The organism is Exiguobacterium sp. GL_137 (assembly GCF_057834585.1).
Genome location: NZ_CM174406.1, coordinates 2400847 through 2422934, shown reverse-complemented (window position 1 = coordinate 2422934; position 22088 = coordinate 2400847). Strand labels below are relative to the sequence as shown.

General features: G+C 48.8%; 24 protein-coding genes. 16 read left to right on the top strand and 8 right to left on the bottom strand.

Annotated features, from left to right (window positions below; translation table 11 throughout):
- Nucleotides 1-118 precede the first annotated feature (118 nt).
- Genes AC3IRK_RS12715 through AC3IRK_RS12695 form a run of 5 tightly spaced genes read left to right on the top strand, consistent with a single transcriptional unit; the run spans nucleotide 119 to nucleotide 2996 of the window.
- The gene (locus AC3IRK_RS12715) at nucleotides 119-475 is read left to right on the top strand and encodes a flagellar protein FlaG (RefSeq protein WP_131972301.1); all 357 of its coding nucleotides are present in this window, start codon (nucleotides 119-121) and stop codon (nucleotides 473-475) included.
- A gap of 17 nt (nucleotides 476-492) precedes the next feature.
- Nucleotides 493-2055: a flagellar filament capping protein FliD gene (fliD, locus tag AC3IRK_RS12710; protein ID WP_131972302.1), complete on the top strand. Its 1563-nt coding sequence runs from the start codon at nucleotides 493-495 to the stop codon at nucleotides 2053-2055.
- 12 nt (nucleotides 2056-2067) lie between these two features.
- Nucleotides 2068-2439 carry a flagellar export chaperone FliS gene (gene fliS, locus AC3IRK_RS12705; protein ID WP_131972303.1) on the top strand — a complete coding sequence of 124 codons (372 nt, stop codon included), beginning with the start codon at nucleotides 2068-2070 and terminating at the stop codon, nucleotides 2437-2439.
- A complete protein-coding gene (locus tag AC3IRK_RS12700) occupies nucleotides 2403-2789 on the top strand; it encodes a hypothetical protein (RefSeq protein ID WP_233494501.1) in 387 nt (128 codons plus the stop codon). Before fliS ends, AC3IRK_RS12700 begins: the two co-directional genes overlap by 37 nt.
- A 27-nt stretch (nucleotides 2790-2816) precedes the next feature.
- Nucleotides 2817-2996: a hypothetical protein gene (locus AC3IRK_RS12695; protein ID WP_026827549.1), complete on the top strand. Its 180-nt coding sequence runs from the start codon at nucleotides 2817-2819 to the stop codon at nucleotides 2994-2996.
- Nucleotides 2997-3030: 34 nt separating this feature from the next.
- Here AC3IRK_RS12695 and AC3IRK_RS12690 read toward each other — a convergent pair whose 3' ends face one another.
- The 8 genes from AC3IRK_RS12690 to AC3IRK_RS12655 form a co-directional block, all read right to left on the bottom strand.
- Entirely contained in the window at nucleotides 3031-4782 is a 1752-nt protein-coding gene (locus AC3IRK_RS12690; protein WP_489170044.1) for a diguanylate cyclase domain-containing protein, read from the bottom strand.
- Nucleotides 4783-4883: 101 nt separating this feature from the next.
- On the bottom strand, nucleotides 4884-5552 hold the full coding sequence (locus tag AC3IRK_RS12685; protein WP_131502212.1) for a DUF2225 domain-containing protein: 669 nt from the start codon (nucleotides 5550-5552) through the stop codon (nucleotides 4884-4886).
- Between the two features lie 23 nt (nucleotides 5553-5575).
- Entirely contained in the window at nucleotides 5576-6016 is a 441-nt protein-coding gene (locus AC3IRK_RS12680) for a YaaR family protein (protein WP_131502211.1), read from the bottom strand.
- 18 nt (nucleotides 6017-6034) lie between these two features.
- Nucleotides 6035-6928 (bottom strand): flagellin N-terminal helical domain-containing protein, encoded by an 894-nt coding sequence (locus AC3IRK_RS12675; RefSeq protein WP_131972305.1) that lies wholly within the window; start codon nucleotides 6926-6928, stop codon nucleotides 6035-6037.
- The gene (locus AC3IRK_RS12670; protein ID WP_131972306.1) at nucleotides 6928-7320 is read right to left on the bottom strand and encodes a flagellar protein FliS; all 393 of its coding nucleotides are present in this window, start codon (nucleotides 7318-7320) and stop codon (nucleotides 6928-6930) included. The genes AC3IRK_RS12675 and AC3IRK_RS12670 overlap by 1 nt, the downstream gene beginning before the upstream one ends.
- Nucleotides 7317-7607 carry an EscU/YscU/HrcU family type III secretion system export apparatus switch protein gene (locus AC3IRK_RS12665; RefSeq protein ID WP_012371297.1) on the bottom strand — a complete coding sequence of 97 codons (291 nt, stop codon included), beginning with the start codon at nucleotides 7605-7607 and terminating at the stop codon, nucleotides 7317-7319. The genes AC3IRK_RS12670 and AC3IRK_RS12665 overlap by 4 nt, the downstream gene beginning before the upstream one ends.
- Nucleotides 7608-7616: 9 nt before the next feature.
- Nucleotides 7617-9527, bottom strand: a complete 1911-nt coding sequence (locus AC3IRK_RS12660; RefSeq protein ID WP_131972307.1) for a hypothetical protein — start codon at nucleotides 9525-9527, stop codon at nucleotides 7617-7619.
- Nucleotides 9528-9621: 94 nt separating this feature from the next.
- Nucleotides 9622-10128 (bottom strand): competence protein ComK, encoded by a 507-nt coding sequence (locus AC3IRK_RS12655; RefSeq protein ID WP_026827557.1) that lies wholly within the window; start codon nucleotides 10126-10128, stop codon nucleotides 9622-9624.
- A 250-nt stretch (nucleotides 10129-10378) separates the two neighbouring features.
- On the opposite strand from AC3IRK_RS12655, the gene AC3IRK_RS12650 reads away from it, so the two are divergent.
- The 11 genes from AC3IRK_RS12650 (at nucleotide 10379) to AC3IRK_RS12600 (ending at nucleotide 22076) form a co-directional block, all read left to right on the top strand.
- Nucleotides 10379-10579, top strand: coding sequence for a cold shock domain-containing protein (locus AC3IRK_RS12650; RefSeq protein ID WP_026827558.1), 201 nt, complete (start codon nucleotides 10379-10381; stop codon nucleotides 10577-10579).
- Nucleotides 10580-10861: 282 nt separating this feature from the next.
- Nucleotides 10862-11425 (top strand): ribosome hibernation-promoting factor, HPF/YfiA family, encoded by a 564-nt coding sequence (gene hpf, locus AC3IRK_RS12645; protein ID WP_026827559.1) that lies wholly within the window; start codon nucleotides 10862-10864, stop codon nucleotides 11423-11425.
- A 217-nt stretch (nucleotides 11426-11642) separates the two neighbouring features.
- Complete coding sequence (gene secA / locus AC3IRK_RS12640; protein ID WP_114595099.1) at nucleotides 11643-14162, top strand: preprotein translocase subunit SecA; 2520 nt, start codon at nucleotides 11643-11645, stop codon at nucleotides 14160-14162.
- 67 nt (nucleotides 14163-14229) lie between these two features.
- Nucleotides 14230-15330, top strand: a complete 1101-nt coding sequence (prfB, locus tag AC3IRK_RS12635; protein WP_131502206.1) for a peptide chain release factor 2 — start codon at nucleotides 14230-14232, stop codon at nucleotides 15328-15330.
- A 66-nt stretch (nucleotides 15331-15396) separates the two neighbouring features.
- Nucleotides 15397-15900, top strand: a complete 504-nt coding sequence (locus AC3IRK_RS12630) for a GNAT family N-acetyltransferase (RefSeq protein WP_114595101.1) — start codon at nucleotides 15397-15399, stop codon at nucleotides 15898-15900.
- Nucleotides 15901-16001: 101 nt separating this feature from the next.
- On the top strand, nucleotides 16002-16871 hold the full coding sequence (locus AC3IRK_RS12625) for a YitT family protein (protein ID WP_131502204.1): 870 nt from the start codon (nucleotides 16002-16004) through the stop codon (nucleotides 16869-16871).
- A gap of 110 nt (nucleotides 16872-16981) precedes the next feature.
- A complete protein-coding gene (gene cccB, locus AC3IRK_RS12620; protein WP_188004677.1) occupies nucleotides 16982-17344 on the top strand; it encodes a cytochrome c551 in 363 nt (120 codons plus the stop codon).
- A 194-nt stretch (nucleotides 17345-17538) separates the two neighbouring features.
- A complete protein-coding gene (gene ftsE / locus AC3IRK_RS12615) occupies nucleotides 17539-18225 on the top strand; it encodes a cell division ATP-binding protein FtsE (RefSeq protein ID WP_014971187.1) in 687 nt (228 codons plus the stop codon).
- Nucleotides 18215-19114 carry a permease-like cell division protein FtsX gene (gene ftsX / locus AC3IRK_RS12610; protein WP_012371286.1) on the top strand — a complete coding sequence of 300 codons (900 nt, stop codon included), beginning with the start codon at nucleotides 18215-18217 and terminating at the stop codon, nucleotides 19112-19114. Before ftsE ends, ftsX begins: the two co-directional genes overlap by 11 nt.
- A gap of 41 nt (nucleotides 19115-19155) precedes the next feature.
- The gene (locus AC3IRK_RS12605; RefSeq protein WP_131972308.1) at nucleotides 19156-20559 is read left to right on the top strand and encodes a M23 family metallopeptidase; all 1404 of its coding nucleotides are present in this window, start codon (nucleotides 19156-19158) and stop codon (nucleotides 20557-20559) included.
- A 95-nt stretch (nucleotides 20560-20654) separates the two neighbouring features.
- Nucleotides 20655-22076, top strand: a complete 1422-nt coding sequence (locus AC3IRK_RS12600; protein WP_131502201.1) for a S41 family peptidase — start codon at nucleotides 20655-20657, stop codon at nucleotides 22074-22076.
- Nucleotides 22077-22088: the final 12 nt, after the last annotated feature.

Here is a 22088-nt window from a genome sequence, read left to right as displayed (position 1 = left end):
TACTTAAAGGTCATGGACTTGTTCCATGGCCTTTTTCTATTGAATTTTAAAAACAGGTATTACAAGTTACTCGAATATGCCGATATACTACATAGAGAACAAAAAGGAGTGTTTGTCCATGAATTCCATCAATACGGAAATCCGGCTTCACCTGCCTGAAAATGTCTTGCCTTACGAAGCGACACGAAATATCTTTGTCGAAGCGAATCAAGAGGATTTGGCAAAGGATGGCATCGTCATTTTACCAACGCCGCAACATATTACGAAGCTTGAAACCGCTATCGAAAAGGCAAACGTTCAGCTCGAATCGCAACGCACTGGTTTAAAGTTTGTTAAGCATGAGAAATTGAATGAGTTTTATATTCAAGTTGTCGATACAAATAATAATGTCGTTCAAGAAATTCCAAGCAAAAAGGAACTCGATTTTTTTGCAGCTTTCATGGAATTTAATCAACTGATCGATAAACGAATTTAAGGGAAAGGACTGGTTGGATGGCAGGAATACGTCTTAGTGGTCTCGCAAGTGGAATTGATACAGAAACGATGATTAAACAATTGATGCAGGCAGAACGTGCACCTGTTGACCGTTTGTCACAAAAGAAACAAACGTTGACATGGCAACGGGATGCTTACCGCGAAATGAACCGCGGTTTACTCGATTTACGAACGGCAGCAAGTGATATGTTGCTATCCAAAAACTATACTGCGAAGACTGCCACTAGTTCGGATACATCGAAAGTCGTCGTTACAGCAAGTACAGTGGCAACAGCAGGGAGTGTAACGATTGATAAGATTGGTCAATTGGCGTCAGCTGCCTCTGTAACAATGACGACAACAGCAGGGAAGTTATCCAATACAACGCTTGCTGACAGTGGTATGTTTACAGTGACGGATGGAAAAATAAACATTCAAATCAACAGCTTTTCTGCTGATGGAACAGCAGTCAGTGAAACCATTTCGCTAGATGCAACACAAAAAATATCGGATTTAACATCAGCCATCAATGCTAAATCAAGCCTCGGAATGAGCACAGTCTATAACGACATTACAGGTAAGCTGGTTTTCACGAAAACAATTACTGGAAAACTGAATTCAAGTGGGGCAGATATAACGATTCGTGATGCGAATGCTAATGTTGATATTGTAAATTCACAGTCATCGGCGATGGGGCAAGACGGTAAAAATGCCAAGTACACGATCGGTGGACAAGAGCTTGAACAACGGACCAATACGTTCACCCAAAATGGTCTGACGATTACGTTGAATGGAACGTCTACAACTGCCACAACAATCAATACAAAACTCGATACGCAAGCAAATTTTGATTCGATTAAGAAGTTTGTTGATAAATATAATGATTTAATCGACAAGATGAATAAGAAAGTACGTGAAGAAAAATATCGTGATTTTCAACCATTGACGGATGCGCAACGTAAAGATTTAAGTGAAGACGAAGTCAAGAAGTGGGAAGAAAAAGCGATGAGTGGTGTACTCAAAAATGACAATTTCCTTCGTGACGGGATGAACGCGTTCCGAAGTGCGATTTCTGCGAAGATTGATACAGGCTATTCGTATACATCAGGTGCGGATACGATTCAATTGCAGTATATGTCACAAATCGGCATCACTTCAACAAGTGACTTCCGGGATGGTGGAAAGCTGAAAATTGACGAAACGAAACTCAAAAAGATGCTTGAGGAACAGCCGGAAGGCGTCTATAAACTGTTTACGGCAGATGCACCGGAACCGGTAAAAGATGCTCAAGGAAGTCCAATCCCAAGTACAGCTGGACTGGACGGATTTGTTCGTCAAATCCAAGGTTTCGCGACGACGATGCGCGACAAAATTTCGAAGGTCGCAGGACTTGATGGGGCCGTAGCGACGACGTACCGTCTCGGAAAATCATTAGCCGATCTGGATAAAAGTATGCTGACGTGGGAAGATAAGTTAACGAAAAAAGAAAATGCTTATTACCGTCGTTTTGCAGCGATGGAACAGGCAATGAACCAGGCGAACAGCCAATCGGCGACACTCGCTTCATACTTAGGACAATAAGGAGGACTTCAGATGGCGAACCCCTACGCAACGTACCAAACGAACTCTGTTACAACAGCACTACCACAAGACTTGACATTGATGCTGTATGAAGGACTGATCAAGTTTGCGATGCTTTCGAAACGGTCGATTGAACAGGGTCTGATTGAACAAAAAAACACGAACATTCAAAAAGCGCAGGCAATTATCCTCGAACTTCAGCTGACACTCAACCAGTCAATTGCCTTATCAAAAGATTTAAATAATTTATACGACTACATGCAGGGGCGTCTGATTGACGCCAATGTCAAAAATGATGTTGTGGCAATCGACGAAGTGATTGGTTTTGCGGAAGAGTTCCGCGAGACATGGAAAGAAGCGATGAAGCTCGCGCGTCAACGATGAGTCCGCTCGATCCGCTCCGTCTGAAGACAAAACATCTGATGGAACTGCTGGAGCAGACGCCGGACGAAGACGTTTATGACGAATGGTTACTGAAAATCCAGAACTTGTTGAACGAACGGGAAGCGTTCATCGCCGCTCATTCGAACTTACTAGCCGGCGCCAATCAAGCCGTCATTCAAGAGCTGGTTGCAGAAAGTCAAAAAATCGACTTGAAATTATCGTCAGAAACCGCTAAATTAGGGGTACAAATCAATCAATTGCGTCAGACGAAAACAAGTCGGAAATCGTATATCGATCCGTACGAAGAAGTCGAAGGTAGTTTTTCACCGTATTTTGATTCTCGTCAGTAACTTTCTAGACGTAGGGAGGGATCTCGCGTGCCAAAACGTGAAGACAAGAAACGAAAGGTCGTCAAACCATTTTACCGTTCCGATGGATCGTACGATCAGTTCATCGAACCGGATGTCGAGTCGGAATCCTGGGAAGAAGCCGAACGTCCGATTTCCGATTTACCGGATGCGTATGAAGAAGAAAAATATCGACGCGAGTCGTTGTAACGAAAGAGGACCTTCCACCGTGGGAGGTCCTCTTTCATGTAAAACGGTATGCATTTTTTTCATGTTGTTTGACGCTGTACATCGCTTCGTCCGCTTGAATCAGTAACAAAATTGTCGTTACGCCGTCTTCCGGGTAACGGGCAATCCCGATCGACGGCGTGACCGATATTGCTGTCCCGTGGAACAAAAACGGCTGATTGAGCTGATTGATCAAGTCTTCAGTATAGTGAACTGTCTCAGATTTCGAACGGGGTAAGAAAACGATGAACTCGTCTCCGCCGAGCCGGGCAGCAACTTCATCTTCCCTGAGATGAAGCCTGAGCCGGTTCGCCGTCTCCTGCAGGACATAATCGCCGGCGTCATGTCCGTACCTGTCGTTGACTTGTTTGAACCCGTCGAGGTCAATGAACAGCAACGAACCGGATTCAATCTGCACCAATCGGTCCTGCAGAAAGTTTTCAAAATACCGACGGTTCGGTAACCGGGTTAAGGCGTCGTGATAGCCAAGTTCTTCGAGCCACTGTTGCTGTTCGAGCGTTTCAGTAATATCCGACAGCAGGACGTAGACATATTCGTGATCCGGAACGGGAATCAGCGTCGTATCGTATGTTCTGGTTCCTTCATGCAACAACAGCTTCCTGCTTGTCTCCAGGCGCACGACTTCTCGACGGAGTTGTGACGACAGGTATTCCGGGAGTTGCTGACCGAAATGCTGCAAGGCCGGCGGATTCATCGTTTGGAGGGTCCCCATCCGGTTGACTTGAAGAATCGGTTCCGGATGATCGAGAAACAATCGCCGGTACTCTTCTTTCCGCAGTTCGAGGAGGGATGTCTGTTCCTTGACCTGTTGCGCGAGATCAAGCTGGATGACTTCGTATTCTTCTAATAAACGCCGGTTTAGCCGTTCTGAAAAGTACTGACGAATTAAAAACAACGAAAACAATAAGGCGATTGACAAGACGTAAACGAGAAGCGGAACTTGGAAAAAGGAAATCCAGACGAGCAACAGCACCAGGCTAATGTACGGTAAATACGGACGCGACAACGTATATTTTCGTGTCGTCGATGCCGGGACGCGGCGGAAGTAACGGATGAGTTCAAACAAGCTGAGTGGATAAAGCGGTAAGAAAAAAACGGCAAGATCAAACTGGCCACGAATCAAAAACGTGTAGTAACCGAAGTTCGCTACACAAAACAGGGCAATGGCCTGGATGAGCGTCCGGTGACGTACTGTATCGCTTAGCCCCGTCGTGTAGAGGATCAGAGAAAACAAAATCAGTGCCATGAAACAGAGCGAATAGATGGTCATCGCAATCAGTTCGACGGTATTTCGGGAAAAATCAGGCACATTCTGTAAAATCATCACGTAACCGAAGACGAACGACATGCCGAATAAAATAAAGCCATCAAGATAAAGCAACCGATTTTGACGGAACGAGGACCAATCGATTAGTTGGGCCAAGGTCATCGCGGTCAAGAATAAGAAAAGTGTCAGTGTCACATTTGCCAAGGCGTCAGACCAAACAGGGTGGAACCGGTCGGGTAACGATGCTAAAACAGAGTTGATGACAATTCCGAGCCAAAATAACACAATCGCCTGACCGATTCTACGGTACGGATGATTCGGCCGTCTTAAAAAATGAACAAACGCTGACCAGGAACAGAAACTTAAGCCGATTAAGGTAATGCTGCCGGCGATGGCAGGGGTCCACGTCTGGTCAAACGTCAATGCTAGAATCAGATAGGTCACAAGTAAATAAAGACTGGTTGCGTAAGGTCTCGTCATGTGTTCGCCTCCTTCCTCGATGTCTTATATGTATGGATTTCGTCAACCAAAAAGAAAACCCCTGTTTCGTCCAACACATCGCAGACAAACAGGGGAGAAAATTAAATGGGATGTTGTTCGCGGTACAGTTCCCAGTGCTCGCGGGCTTCTTTTTTAATTCGATCGGAAACCGTTTTACTTTGGAAAATGAGACCGTACCATTGTTTGGCGTTATCTGTATCGCCTAACGTCGCATACAAATCACTGATCCGTAAAAGTAAGACATCGTGAGGAATACCCGTTCGGACCGCATCCGAATACTCTAAATAGATGGTTTCGTATTTTTGGACAGATCGCATCGTCCAAGAAAGTTCCTGTTCCAAATCTTCCAGCAACCGATACATCCATGAAATTCGAATACCAAGCATCGCTTGGATGCTGTCTTTTTGTAACGTGACTTGTGCCATATACAAACATAGTTTGTATAGATACAGTACCTGTTTCACAGAACGTTCTGTTGCAGAGAAAGGTAAGACCGGAAGCGTTGATAAGATGTCCGTTTTTAGTAGCGTTCGGACATCAGGCCGTAGTTTTTCAAACGCTTCATGGAAAATGAAACGACAGTGGCTACATTGGATGGGTTCGTAAAAATAGACGTTAGGTCCCTGATAATGAATGAAGCCATCCATATCGGTGTGTTTGACACGAATATGGCGGCTCAAGACACGTTTCGTCTCCGTTTCTTTGAGACAGTAGGGGCAACGGCATTTTTTAAGATAAAGATCAGGCATGATACGTGCTCCTCAAGATAAATTTAGACAAAAACGTTGACGAGCATTCCTTTGATTTCACCGATCTGGTCGAGAATCTCGAGTCGGCGGGATTCGCCGGAAATGACGTTGTCGGTCAGTTGCAGCAACTTCGCATCGACCTGTTCGACGACCTTGTAGATTTTCGTTCGGCCACGGCGGTTGAAGCCACGCTTTTCTTCGAGTTGTTGCGACTGATCGAGGGCATCTTTTAGGAAGTCCTTGATCTTTTCTTTATATTCTTCGAGGTTCTCGATTGTCTGGCTTTCCGCCAGCAACTGACCGTGCTCTTCGACGAGCATCAGTTTTTGTTGGAGACGTTCGTAGCCTTTATGTTCACGCTTATCCTGCATCAAGGCAGAAAACGTCGTCGACGCTTCAACCTCACGTGGTCCGGTCTTCGGTGTCTGCAGGCGGCTTGTTTCTTGGATGCGCCGGATGTCCATGGGTGATTCCTCCTTTGATTAGTTGAGTAGTTGTAAGACGCCTTGCGGTAAGGCGTTTGCCTGGGCGATCATCGCCATGCCTGATTGATTGAGGATATTGTACTTCGCGTACTCCATCATCTCACGCGCCATATCGGTATCACGAATGCGTGACTCGGACGCCGTCAGGTTTTCTTTACTGACACTGAGGACGGACGATGTTGCTTCGAACCGGTTTTGAATCGCTCCGAGTTTTGCCCGTTGCTGGGAAATCGTATCGATGGCCTGTGTATAACGGCTGATAGCTTCATCGGCGTCGCTGTTCGTCATGACGCTGAGCGCGTATTCCGGTGTTGTGTTGACGCTTGGATAATCGAGTGTCCGGGCGTCGGCGTTGGGTTTGACGGTCGTACTGATTCCGATGTTGAGTGCGCGCATATCATCAATCGTTAAAGAAATGCCTTCGTTCGCGCCGGCATTCGTCTGAATGAAGACCGCATTGTCTTCTGTACTGAAGCCACCTGTCAATAGTTTTTTACCGTTGAACTGGGTTGTCTCGGCAATCCGTGAGACTTCATTCGTCAACTGATTGACTTCTTCCTGGATCGCCGTCCGGTCTTCGGTTGCAAGTGTTCCGTTCCCTGCTTGAACGGCCAGTTCCCGCATCCGTTGCAACAGGTTGTGTGTTTCACTGAGTCCGCCTTCGACCGTTTGAACCATTGAAATTCCGTCGAGGACGTTCTGTTCCGCTTTATCAAGTGCTTTGAGACGGTTCCGCATCTTTTCAGAAATCGCGAGACCAGCCGCATCGTCAGCGCCGCGGTTAATTTTTTGACCACTCGACAGTTTATCCATCGTTGTCTTGACGTTCATCTGATTAGCACTTAAGTTTCGGTAGGCTTTCAAAGCCTGTACGTTGTTTGAAATCCGCATTAATAGTCCATCCCTTCGTAACGCTCATGGTGTGCCGCCCGGACGAGGGGACGGTCTTTCTTCAGACTGGCCGCTTGCCAGGTGATCAGCAGTTCTTCCGTCAGTTGCAACAATTCGTTTAAACGCGTTGGCTCGATGTAAGCCTGTAACGTCTGTTCTGCTAAGTAATAATAAAGTTGATCGAGCTGGGCGGTGATGATGCCGCCTTCGTCGTTCAGTCCGGACTGCAGTTTTTCAAGCAATTGGTAGGCTTTTTGCAGACGGACGTTGACGGCATCGAACCGTCGCTCGTCGCGACCGGTAATTGCCTGTTCATATTGAAAGACGAGACCTTTTAACATCGTTTCCGTCAATTGTTGGGGAGTCATTTGATACAGTTCCTGTTCGGTCATGAGTTCCGTCCTTTCGCGTGATCAAGTTCTTCAATCAATAATAACAATTCGGCCATTACATCATACAGTTGCGGCGGGATCGCCGTTCCAAGATCAAGGTCTAGCAGATGACCGAGCAGCGACGTATCCTGTTCAATCGCGACGCCGCTGGCACGCGCCTCTTGCAAAATGCGGTCCGCTGCGGCACCGGTTGCCCGAGCGACGACGATCGGCGCATTACCGGACGCTTCATCGTACCGGAGGACGGCCGCTGACTTCCGGTGTTTTAAATCAATTTTCTGATACATAGGGCCTCCTTAAATCCGGTAATCGTAACCGGTCGGTATTTCGTCCGGTTTGACGGTTTCCGGTGTCGTTTGATCTTTCGTAAAAGCATCGAAGCGGATACGGACGTCCTGATAACCGGTTGCTTGTAACGCTTCCGTCGTCCGTTCGAGGAACGGTGTTGCCAGACGCTCGAGGAGCGGGAAATCATTTTCGATCGTAATCTGCATCTTCCGGCTGACGGTCTCGACACGGACGCCGATGTCACCGAGACGTGGTGTCTCGAGCTGGACATACAACGTGTTGTTTTCCCAGTCGATCACTTCATCCGGTCGTTTGTTTTGTAAGTGGACGTGGAGTCCGGCGGTGCCTTCGACGAGCTGGACGGGCAGGGCGAGCAACAGTTGCTGCAACTGCTGGTTGCTGTCCGGTTTATTGACCTGCTGCTGTGTGTTCAGGAACGTTTGCAGTTTCGCCGCTTCCGGATTCGCTGCCGGTGTCGCGAGTTTCAACTCTGCCGTCTGCAACTGGAGCGTTTTCTGGACTGTCTCCTGTAAAACCCGTGGACTGTTTTGTCCCGGTTCGTAGGGAATCGGTCGTTGCGCGGTCGAAGCCGGCTGGCTTTGTTGCGGTACCGGCGTTTGCTGCGTATTTGCAACAGCCGGCCGTAAGCTTGGATTCAGTTCCGGTAAGTAAGCTGTCCGGACATTCGCCGGGGAGTAGCGGAACGCTTCCAGTGTTTGGCGGACATCCTGGACGACGGCTTTGGCTTCCGCGCCGCGTCCGAGCAGGGCGAGTTCCGTTCCCCGTTCGAGTTTTGATAACAGTTGGATCAATTGTTTTTCATCACGCATGCTCGTATGTAACATTGCGTCCGTCTGCTGGAACGTTTGCCGCAGGCGATTTGCCGTACTTTCGATGACTTGGGCCATCTGGAGCGGACGCTCCTCGACAAGCGGTTCAATTTGCCGCAGTTGCGAGACGATCGTCCGTTGCTCACGCCGGAAGTCATTTGTCACTTCGGCGAGTCGGGGTGTCACTTCGGCAATGACCGTCAGATTCGACCGGACGGGTGCGGCGGGCGGACTAATTTTTTCTGCCGGCGCTGCTTGCGCCTGGGCGATGACGGCCGTCAGTTGTTCGAGCTTGCTTGCTACCGGCCGTTCCTTTAGCGTGGGGCGTTCACTCGGAAAATAGGACCGCAGCTGCTCCCGGACCTCTGTCAACTCACCACGGTCGATCCGGGCGAGGATGTCCGGTTGAGCGTCGTGCGGGACATGCGTTACGATCTGCCGGAGGGCGACCGGTGTTGCTTGATCGATATCGTGATGCGTCGGAAGCGTCGTACGGGCGACGTCGAGCGCGATGACGTTGCTGAGCGTCGGTTTGTCGATGACGGCCTGTCGTTCCGGTAAAATGTCGACCAATGCATCGGTTGAGCCGAGCAACTGGGCAATCAAGACATCGGCATCGGGCGGCAACGCACTGTCGGACGGGCGTGTCACGAGCTGGAGAACCAAGTCCTTGTAGGTCCCCTGCAGGGCAGCGACGAGGCGGGCAACCGTTTCCGGCGTCTGCGGCAGTTGACCGGTCGCAAGCAGTCGGGCAACGGCTTGTTTTAATTCCGGTGGGAGATCGTCGAGTAAGGTGGCATCGACACCAGACGAATCGGGTTTGGCAGGTCCGGTCACCAGGACATCGGCCTGCTCCGTCACCTGTTCGATCAGGTAACCTTCCGTCGTTTGGCCTTTGACCTGGAATTGAAAGGTGCCTTCCGGGACATCTCCCGTGAAGGTCATCTCGACCTTTTCGCGACCGACTTGGACGAGGGCTGTATTCGGTCCTGTCTTTTCAAGGACGGTCCCGCTATATGTTTTAGTCTCCGATAAGGTAGTAGCAGGGGCGGAACGGGTCGGACTTGTTGGATTCATCTGGATATTCATCGATGAACCTCCTTTCTTGAAAAATTCTTCATCTTATTATATATCGGCACAAACAAAAAAGGATTGAGCGAAATCATCGCCCAACCCATTTTTTTTAAGATTTAATTGCATTAAAGCGGTCCTCTAATGTCATCGCGTTTAATTGTTGGTAACGAGCCATCAGCTCGCCGGTTGCTTTCATCTGGTTGCGGACGATGTAAGGAGAGGCGTTTACGGGAAGGATCATGCCATTACGAGTTTTGAGTTTAGTCTGTCCGTCTTCCTCGATGACTTCGGACATGTGGCTCCAGGCGTACCACTCGCAATCATCACGTTTCGGTGATTTGGTAGGGAAAAAGACGAGACCGAGTGTCGGTTCGATGACGACAGGGACTTTTCCTTTCACGGAAGCGACACGTTTGGCTGTGACGATCCGTTCCTCAATGGAACTGTTGTACTGTCTGCAGGATAACTGCAGGAGTTGATACGGACGAAGCGGCGTCATGATCGTTGACCCGTCCTCCAGGACGATGATGGATTGTTTCATCATGTCATAGCACGGTAAAATCGCAACGGTCCGCTTCGTGATTCGATACTTTTCGTCATTATGGAATGGTCGCATTCGACTGCATCCTCCTTAGATAGGACAATGGATAAAATAGGTAATTACTAACGATATAATACAATACTACACCTGTAATGACAATGTAATTTTTTGAAAAAAAGAGTAATAAGTGCCTTTAATAGGTTTTATATGATATTGAATTCAAATTAATCAGAATTTTTAATTGTCAATAATTGTTTCTTTTGCTAGTATAGATGGTAGAGAGCTTGCTCTCGCTATCCAGTTTGCGAAGGGAATGTGAATTCGAATGGAACAAGGTAAAGTAAAATGGTTTAATGCTGAAAAAGGTTACGGCTTCATCGAGACATCGGATGCAAAAGACGTCTTCGTCCACTTCTCGGCAATTCAAGCAGAGGGCTACAAATCACTTGAAGAAGGCGAAGAAGTAGAATTCGAAATCGTCGATGGCGATCGTGGTCCGCAAGCAGCAAACGTCTCGAAACTGTAATCCCGTTAGCAGCCGCCACCGTTTTTAGGAATCTCCTAAAAGCGGTTTTTTTGTTTCATCTCAATTTGTTAAGGGTATATACGCTAATATCAACATGCAAAACTATTATAGTACGCTAAGGTTCAAGGTGGATGTTCAACAGAATGTCATCGTTTTCATTTCCTTGCATGGCTTATCGTGGTATAATAATTACGAACCAAAAGAATTTTGAATCTTCAGAAGGAAACGACTGAAACGATGACGAATTCATAGGTTCAACCGGTTACTTAAGGAGGAGTTTACATGATCTACAACATTCGCGGTGAAAACTTGGACGTCACAGATGCTCTCAAGGATTACGTCGAGAAAAAGCTTGAAAAGTTAACTCGTTACTTCACAACTCCTACGGAAGCGCAGACGGCTTATGTTAATCTCAAAGTTAACAATGAGAAACAAAAAGTCGAAGTGACGATTCCAATGCCAAACCTCTTGTTACGGGCAGAGGATGTCAATGGCGACATGTACGCAGCCATCGACCTTGTCGTCGATAAGCTCGAACGTCAGATCCGGAAACATAAAACGAAGATCAACCGGAGAGGCCGTGCCAAAGAAGGCGGTATTGGGGAGTACTTCAAAACGCTCGAAGGACCGGAGGCAGAAGCACCTGTCTACGAAGAGGATGAAGCGGAACTCGAACTTGTTCGGACAAAACGTTTCACACTCAAACCGATGGATACGGAAGAAGCAATTCTTCAAATGGATATGCTCGGTCACACGTTCTTCGTCTTCTCGGACGCTGAAACGGGTAACACGAACGTTGTCTACCGTCGAAAAGATGGCCGTTACGGCTTGATTGAACCAGAATAATGAATCTACAGAGGACTTACTCCATGGAGTAAGTCCTCTTTTGGTATGATAAAAAACTATTCATGAATAGAAGTTGTCTCAGACTAAAGTTGGATTTCCCGTGACGCGGATGGTCCGCGTGTTGAAATTTGACGGCGTATTCGGTACACTGAATAAAGGAAAAATCTCGGAATTCTGTTCGTTTAAAGAATCGTTCGAAGTAAGGGGACTGTAAGGCATGGCTAATTTTCTAAAAGAGTTATTCGCACCGACGAAACGTGTTCTGAAAAAAGCAGAAAAAGCGGCGGATGCCGTGGAATCATTTGAGGCACAAGTCGCTGCCTTATCGGATCAAGAATTAGAAGGAAAAGCGGTCGAATTCCGGACTCGTCTTGAGAACGGGGAAGACCTCGATGATATTTTACCGGAAGCTTTTGCGGTCTGTCGCGAAGTTTCAACGCGTGTCCTCGGGATGCGTCATTACCGTGTCCAGCTGATCGGCGGATACGTCCTGCACAACGGCGATATCGCTGAAATGAAGACCGGGGAAGGGAAAACGCTTGTTGCGACACTTCCTGTCTATTTGAATGCCCTCGCCGGAAACGGCGTCCACGTCATCACCGTCAATGAATATTTGGCGAAACGTGACCGGGACATCATGGAACCACTTTACGCAGCACTCGGTTTATCAGTCGGTCTGAACTTGTCGAGCATGTCGCGCCAGGAAAAACAAGCGGCTTACAACTGTGACATCACATACGGAACGAACAATGAGTTCGGATTCGATTACCTGCGTGACAACATGGTCCTCTATAAAGAAGACCGCGTGCAGCGTCCGCTGTCCTTCGCTGTCGTCGATGAAGTCGACTCGATTCTTGTCGATGAAGCACGGACACCGCTGATCATTTCCGGTTCTGCCGAAAAATCGACAGCGCTCTATTCGCAGGCGGATACGTTCGCGAAGATGATGAAAGCAGACGAAGACTATACCGTCGACATCAAAACGAAAAGTGTTTTACTGACGGAACAGGGAATCGACCGTGCTGAAAAATATTTCGGCATCGATAACCTGTTTGCGCTCGACCACATCGCGTTGAACCATCACTTGAGTCTTGCGCTACGTGCGAACTCCGTCATGCACCGGGACGTTGATTACATGGTTCGTGAAGACGAAGTCATGATCATTGACCAGTTCACGGGACGTGTCATGGAAGGCCGCCGTTATTCGGAAGGTCTGCACCAGGCGATTGAAGCGAAGGAAGGCGTCGAGATTCAACGTGAATCGATGACACTTGCGACGATCACGTACCAAAACTTCTTCCGGATGTACACGAAGCTTGCCGGAATGACCGGGACAGCAAAAACCGAGGAAGAAGAGTTCCGTAACATCTATAACATGCATGTCGTTCCGGTTCCGACGAACAAACCAATCGTCCGGGACGATCAGCCGGACTTGATCTTCAAGACGATGAACGGGAAATTTGCGGCAGTCGCGGACGAAATCGAACGTGCCCACCGCGAAGGACAACCGGTCCTTGTCGGTACGGTAGCGGTCGAGACGTCTGAACTCCTCAGCAGCATCCTCAAGAAACGCGGCATCCGCCACGAAGTCTTGAATGCGAAAAACCATGCACGGGAAGCGGAAATCGTTGAAAATGCGGGACAACCGAACTCGGTAACGATCGCAACGAACATGGCCGGTCGTGGTACCGACATCAAGCTTGGACAAGGGGTCATCGAAAAAGGCGGTCTTTATATCCTCGGGACAGAACGTCACGAATCACGCCGGATTGATAACCAGCTTCGTGGTCGTGCCGGACGTCAAGGAGATCCGGGGGCATCACAGTTCTATCTGTCACTCGAAGATGAATTGATGCGCCGTTTCGGATCAGATTCCCTGCAATCGATGATGGACCGTCTCGGAATGGACGATTCCCAACCCATCGAAAGCCGGATGGTCTCACGGGCCGTTGAATCGGCACAAAAACGGGTCGAAGGAAATAACTTTGATGCCCGGAAACAAGTTCTCGGATATGATAACGTCATGGCGGACCAACGGAAAGTCATGTACGCGGACCGGGCAGCCATTCTTGATGCCCAGTCGGTTTCAAACATCGTCCGTCCGATGATCGAACAGACGATTGAAGCGGGTGTCCATCAGTACACGCCAATCGAGTTCGTGCCGGAAGAGTGGAGCATCGGTGCGTTAGCAGAGTGGGCGAACCAGACACTTGCGCTCGAAGAAAAAGTGTCGGAACAGGATCTGTTCGGCAAGGAACGCGAAGAAATCATCGAACTGTTAAAAGAACGGACTTTCGCCCATTACGAGCACAAACGCTCGGAAGTACCGGCAGAAGCGTTTGACGAGTTCGAGAAAGTCATCGTTCTCCGCGCTGTCGATCAGCACTGGATGAACCATATCGATCAGATGGATCAATTGCGTGAAGGGATTCATTTACGTGCCTACGGTCAAAACGATCCACTTCGTGAGTATCAATCGGAAGGTTCGATGATGTTTGATACGATGAACGCAGCGATTGCGGAAGAAGTGACACAGTTCGTTCTCCGGGCGGATCTTGATCCGAACTTGAAACGCGAAAAAGTCGTCAAAGACGAAGTCGCCGTTTCCGGTAAAGAGGACAAGGTCGTCAAAAAAGCACCGGTCCGTAAAAATCCAAATGAACAAATCGGACGTAACGACCCATGTTGGTGCGGATCCGGTAAAAAATATAAGAACTGTCACGGCCGTCAGGCATAAGTGACGAAGCGGCTGAGAGAGGCGGGAGATTCCTGCCTCTTTTGACGGAAAGAGAAGGTGGAACACAATGGAATTAGCAGAAATACGCAATACCGCCGAGTGGATGGAAAAGAAACTCGATGAATACAAGGCATCACTCGATCTCGAGAACAAAATCTCACGCATCGAGGAGCTTGAAAATGAGATGACATACCCGGACTTTTGGAACAATCAGGAGTCGGCGCAAAAAGTCATCGACGAATCAAACGGTCTGAAGGCAATGGTCGATAAATACCAGCACCTCGCAGACGGTCACGAAAACATCGTCCTGACGTACGAATTGATTAAAGAAGAGCCGGACGTCGAATTGCAGGAAGAACTGGAGTCGGAACTCGGCGACATCAAACGGAAGTTTGACGAGTTCGAATTGCAAATCCTGTTGAACGGCGAATACGATGCCAACAACGCGATTCTCGAATTACACCCGGGAGCCGGCGGAACCGAGTCGCAGGACTGGGCATCGATGTTACTCCGGATGTACCAGCGTTTTTGCGACAAGCAGGGCTGGAAAGTCGAAACGATGGACTATCAGCCGGGTGACGAAGCCGGTGTCAAATCGGTCACGCTCCGTATTCAAGGGCACAATGCCTATGGGTATTTGAAAGCGGAAAAAGGGATTCACCGTCTTGTCCGGATTTCACCGTTTGATTCGTCAGGCCGTCGCCATACGTCGTTCGTGTCGTGTGACGTCATGCCGGAATTCAACGATGACATCGATATCGATATCCGCACGGAAGATTTACGTGTCGATACGTACCGGGCATCCGGTGCCGGTGGACAGCACATCAATACGACGGACTCTGCCGTTCGGATCACACACATCCCGACAGGCGTCGTCGTGTCATGTCAGCAGGAACGGTCGCAAATCAAGAACCGTGAAGCGGCAATGAAGATGTTGAAAGCAAAACTCTACCAACGTGAAATCGAAGAGAAGCAAAAGAAACTCGACGAAATCCGCGGTGAAAAATCAGACATCGCGTGGGGCAGCCAGATTCGTTCGTACGTCTTCCACCCATACAGCATGGTCAAGGATCACCGGACGAACTACGAAGTCGGGAATACGCAAGGGGCAATGGATGGAGACATCATGGGCTTCATCGATGCGTACCTGCGCTTAATGAATATGTAAGTTTATATCCCGTCGGCCTTTGTGTCGGCGGTTTTTTTCTACTAATCGATTCAGGAGGCGAAACAGATGCAGATTCGTACAGAAATATTCAAAGACGCGGCCGGAATCCGGCTTGTCCATCAAGCCGCGTTTGGTCAGCGGACGGAAGCCGATCTTGTCGAAGCGTTACGGGAAGACGAGGCGTCACTCCCGCACTACAGCCGCGTCGCCGTCACGGACAAGGGAGAGATTGTCGGACATGTCTTACTGAGCCGGATTTACATCGAAGACATCCCGTCGCTCGCACTTGCGCCGGTCGGTGTCAAACCACACTGGCAACGGAAAGGTATCGGGTCGGAACTGATCCGTCAAGTGATTGAAGATGCCCGGGAAGCCGGTGAATCGCATATCGTCGTCCTCGGTCATGACAGTTATTATCCACAGTTCGGGTTCGAGCGGGCCGTCGATTACGGTATCGAAGCGCCATTCCCGGTACCGACGGACGTCTTTCTCGTCATGCCGCTCGAGCGGCAGGCGTTAAAAGGGATTCGTGGTGTCGTCCGGTACTCGAAACCCTTTAGTGCGGTATAAGAGAACCACTGCGAGTTGCTCAGCCCTTCTAGTCGCTCCTCTGTTTTTCCGCTAAAATGAAAAACGGGTTGTAGAACTTATATAAGGGGAAATGTAACGTTATGACATCAACACGTCAGGAAGTCGTTCGCGACTATATTTATTTATTACTCGGTTCTGTGTTCGTCGCCAGTGCCTTCAGTTTATTTTTGGCACCGAACCAGTTGGCCTCCGGAGGCGTCAGCGGTCTGTCGATCGTTTTAAACGATCTGTTCGGGATTTCACCGGGCTTGTTTCAATTGATTGCTAACATTGTCCTGCTCGCAATCGGCTGGATGATTCTCGGGATGGGATTTGGCGTCAAATCACTTGTCGGCTCGATCTTTTTACCGGTCGTCATCCTGGTTTATGAACGGTTTGACGTACCGGCAGCGACGATGAATCCGATGCTTGCTGCCATCTTCGGCGGAGCCGGTGTCGGAATCGGTCTCGGTCTGATTTTTAAAGCCCGCGCCTCGACCGGCGGGATGGACTTGATTGCCCAGATTCTGCACCGCTTCACGAAAATTCCGCTCCATTTCTGCATCGCCATGCTCGACGGAACGATCGTCATCAGTGCTGCGATCATCTTCTCGCTTGAAATCGGCTTGTATGCCCTCGTCGCCTTGTTCATTACGATCAAGATGATTGATGTTGTGCAACTCGGTATCACGAATGACAAACTGGCGTATATCATCTCGGATCAACGGGAAGCGCTTGTCAAAGAGATTTTCCAAACGCTTGACCGGGGAGCGACGGAAATCGAAGCCGCCGGTGCCTTCACACGGACACGCAAACCGATGTTGATGGTCGTCGTCCGGCAGGGGGAAATCACGACGTTAAAGGAAATCGTCAAGCACATCGATCCGACAGCCTTTTTGGTCGTCAGTGAAGCCCATGAAGTGCTGGGACTTGGTTTTTCAGATGATAAACGGTACCGGAATGTGCCGTAATCGTTTATTATTCGTGAAGTTTTTGTGAAATCACGCTTAAAAAGTAGCGATAACGGTTATACTCTAATAACAAACGACGTTATTTGGTACTTACTAAGGGGGATATACGGATGAAACTGAAAAACCTTTTACTCGCAGCCGGACTCGGCGCGACGCTTGTACTCGGTGCATGTGGCAGTGACGATTCAAGTTCGTCGGATACATCAAAAGACGAATCGACGATGAGCGATGATTCGTCAAAAACAGAAACAGCGGTTGACGCTGAAAAAATCTTCGCCAACAACTGTGCCTCGTGTCACGGGAATAATCTCGAGGGAAATGTCGGACCGAACTTGACGAAAGTCGGAGCGAAATATTCTTCGGAAGAAATTCAGGAAATCATCAAAAACGGTAAAGGGCAAATGCCGGCCGGTATCCTGAAAGACGATAAAGAAATCGTCGCCGTTGCGGATTGGTTAGCTGACAAAAAATAATTATGTGATAGTATGGGGCTAGAGATGATGAACATGACAAATGTTCGCTGTCCGGCTCCCTTTTTTTATGTAAATCAGCCGGAAATGACATTTGATTGTAATGTGCTTAAAAATTGTTGCCTGTTATAATGGGGTTCGGTAGGCGTTAAGACCTATCTGATCACCATCAGTAATCAAGTAAGGATGTGAAGCAAGTGATCAAGATGCAACAAGTCAGCAAAATTTATCCGAACGGTGTCACGGCACTTCGTGAAGTCAATTTGACGATCAACCAAGGTGAATTCGTCTACATCGTTGGTCCATCCGGAGCCGGGAAATCGACATTCATGAAAATGATGTATCGCGAAGAACGTCCGACAAGCGGTTCGTTTTTATTTAAAGGAATTGAAGTAGGTAAGTTGAAAAACCGCCAAATCCCCGAACTTCGTCGCCAAATCGGCGTCATCTTCCAAGACTTTAAACTACTCCCGTCCTTGACGGTTTATGAAAACGTCGCGTTCGCCCTTGAAGTCGTCGGGGAAGACCGCTCGCAAATCCGTAAGAAAGTGCTTGAAGTACTCGATCTTGTGAAGCTGAAGCACAAGGAACGAAACTATCCAGATGAATTATCCGGTGGAGAACAACAACGGATCTCGATCGCGAGAGCCATTGTCAATCGTCCCTCACTTGTCATCGCCGATGAGCCGACAGGAAACCTCGACCCGGATACAGCATGGGAGATCATGGAAGTATTTGAAGAGATTTATCGCCGTGGGACAACGGTCGTAATGGCGACCCACAACCGAGATATCGTCAATAAGATGCGTCATCGCGTCCTCGCAATTGACGGTGGAAAAATCGTCCGAGACGAAGAGAAAGGAATGTACGGCTATGAAGTTTAATGGATTCCGTCATTTACGGGAAGGGGCAAAAGGTCTCGTCCGAAACGGCTGGATGACATTCGCTTCCGTCAGTGCCGTTACCGTGACCTTATTACTCGTCGGGATTTTTGCGATGGTCATGTTCAACGTCAACAAGATTTCCGATAACGTCGAAAAAGACGTCGAAATTCAAGTGTTCGTCGAACGAGAGTCCGATCAGGCAAAAATCGATGCAGTTGGAAAAAAACTAGAACAGATGCCGGGTGTTGAATCTGTTCGTTACAGCTCAAAAGAAGAAGAACTGGACCGCTTCAAGGAACAGCTTGGCGAAGGATCACAAGCCTACCAGTCGGTTGAGAAGGATAATCCGCTCCACGACCGGTATATCGTCAAGGCGACTTCACCAAATGAGACAGAAACTATTGCAAATACCGTCAAAAAAATGGAAAATATAGATAGTGTCGAATATGGCGAAGATTATGTTGAGAAGATGTTCAACTTCCTTGAAGGGGTTCGGATCGGCGGAATCATCCTGATTGTCGGTTTGACATTCATGGCGATGTTCCTCATTTCGAATACGATCAAGGTCACGATTTTCTCACGTCGCCGTGAGATTGAAATCATGCGACTCGTTGGTGCAAAAAACGGCTTCATTCGTGCACCGTTCTTCATTGAAGGACTGTTGATGGGTGTCCTCGGGGCCTTAATCCCGATTGCCGTCGTCTACTTCGGATACGAAGTGACGTACAATGCGTTGCAACCACAGCTCGTATCATTGAATGCCTCGATCTTCACCTTGATTCCACCGGGTGAACTGTCGATTCAGGTTTCCGTCATCCTGCTGGCGCTCGGTGCCTTCATCGGTGTATGGGGGTCAACGACGTCACTTGGCCGTTTCTTGAAGATTTAAATTCTGAAAATCAAATAAAAGATAGAGGAGAGATGCTTCTCATGAAGGTCCGATTCTGTTCTACCGTCCTAAGCTTGGCATTAATTGGTTCAAGTGTATCCGTTCAGGCAACGTCCAAGGAAGATTTGTTGAAGGAACAACAGGAGGTCGAGTCCCGTCTGCAAGAGACGGAACAATCGCAGAATCAGACATCGGAGAAGTTAGTCTTGACGAAACAGGAGCGCAAGGAAGCGAAAGTGCGTCTTGATGAAGTCAACAGCCGTCTGGAAGATTTAGCGAGTAAGATTGCGGATCAACAGGCGGCTGTTTCTGTTGCCAAAGAGGAACTGGCGATCGTCACCCGTGCCGTCGGTCAAACGGAATCCAAACTCCGGACACAGGAAAAATTGATCGGGGACCGGTTGCGGTCCGTCCAACGGGATGGGGATGTCAAATACATCGAAGTATTGCTCGATGCCAAGGATTTCGGGGATTTGATTTCACGTTTCAGTACTGTCAGCGAAATCATCAAGCAGGACGACGGTGTCCTGCAGACATACCAGGCGAACGTCAAACAGTTAACCGAACAACGGTCCGAGCAGGAACTCGTACTCGGACAATTAAAAAAAGAGCAGCGGAAGCTGTTGATTTTGCAGACCCGGATCATCGCGGAATCAGAAGTCAAACGGACGTTGGTTGTCCGGTTGAACAGTCAGGTCGAACAGTTACAACAGGAACAGTTCACGAAAGCGGAAGAAGCTGCAATCCTTGAAGACCAGCAACGTCTGATCAGCCGTCAGTTGGAAGAATTGCGGGCGGCCGAACTACGGGCGCAACAAGAAGCAAAAGAACGTGCCGAAGCGGCGCAAAGAGCAGCCGCTGCCCGGGAAGCAGAGGCAGCAGCAGAAGCTGAGCGGCAGGCAGAACAGGAAGCAAAAGCAGAAAAAGAACAGCAAGAACAAAATCAACCAACGTCCCGTCCGCCGACGGCTTCGGAACCGGTGACGGAAATACCTTCTGCCCAACCGGAGACATCGGAACCGGGCACGATCGTAAAGCCTTTCCTATTGCCTGTCACCGGCTACGTCTCGTCCCCGTTCGGTCCCCGCAACAATCCGTTGACCGGAAAATCGGAACGGCATACCGGACTGGATCTCGTTAATGCTAAAGGAACCCCGATTAAAGCAGCGGCAGGGGGGATTGTCCTCCGCGCCGGAAGTGCGACCGGCTATGGAAATGTCGTCATGATTACACACCTGATTGACGGAAAGGTCTGGACGACTGTTTACGGCCATCTCGATTCGGTTTCGGTCAAGGCGGGACAAACAGTCATGCCGGGGGATATCGTCGGCAAACTCGGTTCAACCGGCTGGTCGACAGGACCGCATCTCCACTTTGAGATCCATCGCGGCGAGTGGGCTGTCGGGCAACCAAATGCGGTTGATCCGGCACCGTACATCTTATAACTTCAACGAGCGACTGACGAAAAGATAGGGTAACCTATCTTTTTTTGCTATACTGAAAAAAATAGCAGGTTTACACCAGAAACGAGGAATTACGCGTGAAAAAATCGACAACGGCCGTCATAGCGGTCAGTACGTTTGGTTTGGGTCTTGGAGCAGGGGCTGTCGGGATGTTAGCGGCAGGTGGAACGGATTCAGTGGCGACGAGTTCTTCGTCTAACGCAACGGGAGATTGGAAAAAGATTGATCAGGTCAGACAGATGATTTCCCAAAATTATCTCGAGGACGTGACGGATCAGGAGTTGCTCGAAGGGGCACTGACGGGAATGACGGAAGTCCTCGAAGATCCCTATTCCGTCTATATGGACGAATCGGAAACGGCATCGTTCAACACGAATTTGTCGTCTTCATTCGAAGGCATCGGTGCGACGCTCGAACAAAAAGGTGAATCGATTGTCATCGTCTCACCGATCAAGGGATCGCCCGCTGAAAAAGCCGGTATCAAACCGGGGGATATTATTTTAGAAATCGACGGTAAATCAACAAAAGGACAGAAAACGGATCAAGCGGTCAAGAAAATCCGCGGCGAAAAAGGGACGAAAGTCGTCTTGACGATTCAACGCGGCGGACAGGATCCGATGAAGATTTCGATCGTCCGCGATACGATTCCGATTGAAACCGTCTATTCGAAGACGGAAAAAGTTAATGGCAAGACGATTGGTGTCCTGCAGGTGACACAATTCTCGGATCCGACGGCAAAAGAGTTCGAGGAACAACTCGCAGCGCTCGAGGAGAAAAACATTGATGGACTTGTCATCGATGTCAGGGGAAATCCGGGCGGCCTGCTGACGGCCGTCTCGCAAATGATTGCGCCGTTCATTCCGAAAGAGACACCGATTTTCCAGGTAGAGGACAACAAAGGGGAGCGGACGCAGGAATTCGGGAAAGCGGACGAGAAGAAACCTTATAAGCTTGTTGTCCTCGAAGACAGCGGATCGGCCTCAGCTTCGGAAATTCTGGCTGCCGGTCTCAAAGAAGGCGCCGGTGCGGAAGTGGTCGGAACGAAGTCATTCGGGAAAGGAATCGTCCAAAGTGCCTATGATTTAAAAGACGGCAGTGATTTGAAGCTGACGACGAACAAATGGCTGACTCCGGACGGAAACTGGATTCATAAAAAAGGGGTCAAGCCGACGGTCGAAGTCAAGCAGCCAGATTACTTTAATGTGACGAAGATTCTAACCGATGACAAGACACTTGCGACTGGGGATTACGGCAAAGCCGTCGAAAACGCGCACCTGGTCCTCGAAGCAATCGGCTTCGATCCAAAAGGGCAGGACGGTTACTATGGCGATACGATGAAGCAGGCCGTCGAGCGTCTTCAAAAAGAAGCGAAACTCGAAGTGACCGGTAAAATCGATCAAGTGACGGCGTCCGAAATGGAAACCCGTCTCCTGAAGAAACTGGAAGATGAAAAAAATGATGTTCAGCGCATCAAAGCGCTGGACGTCGCGGCACAATAACTCACAGAAAGA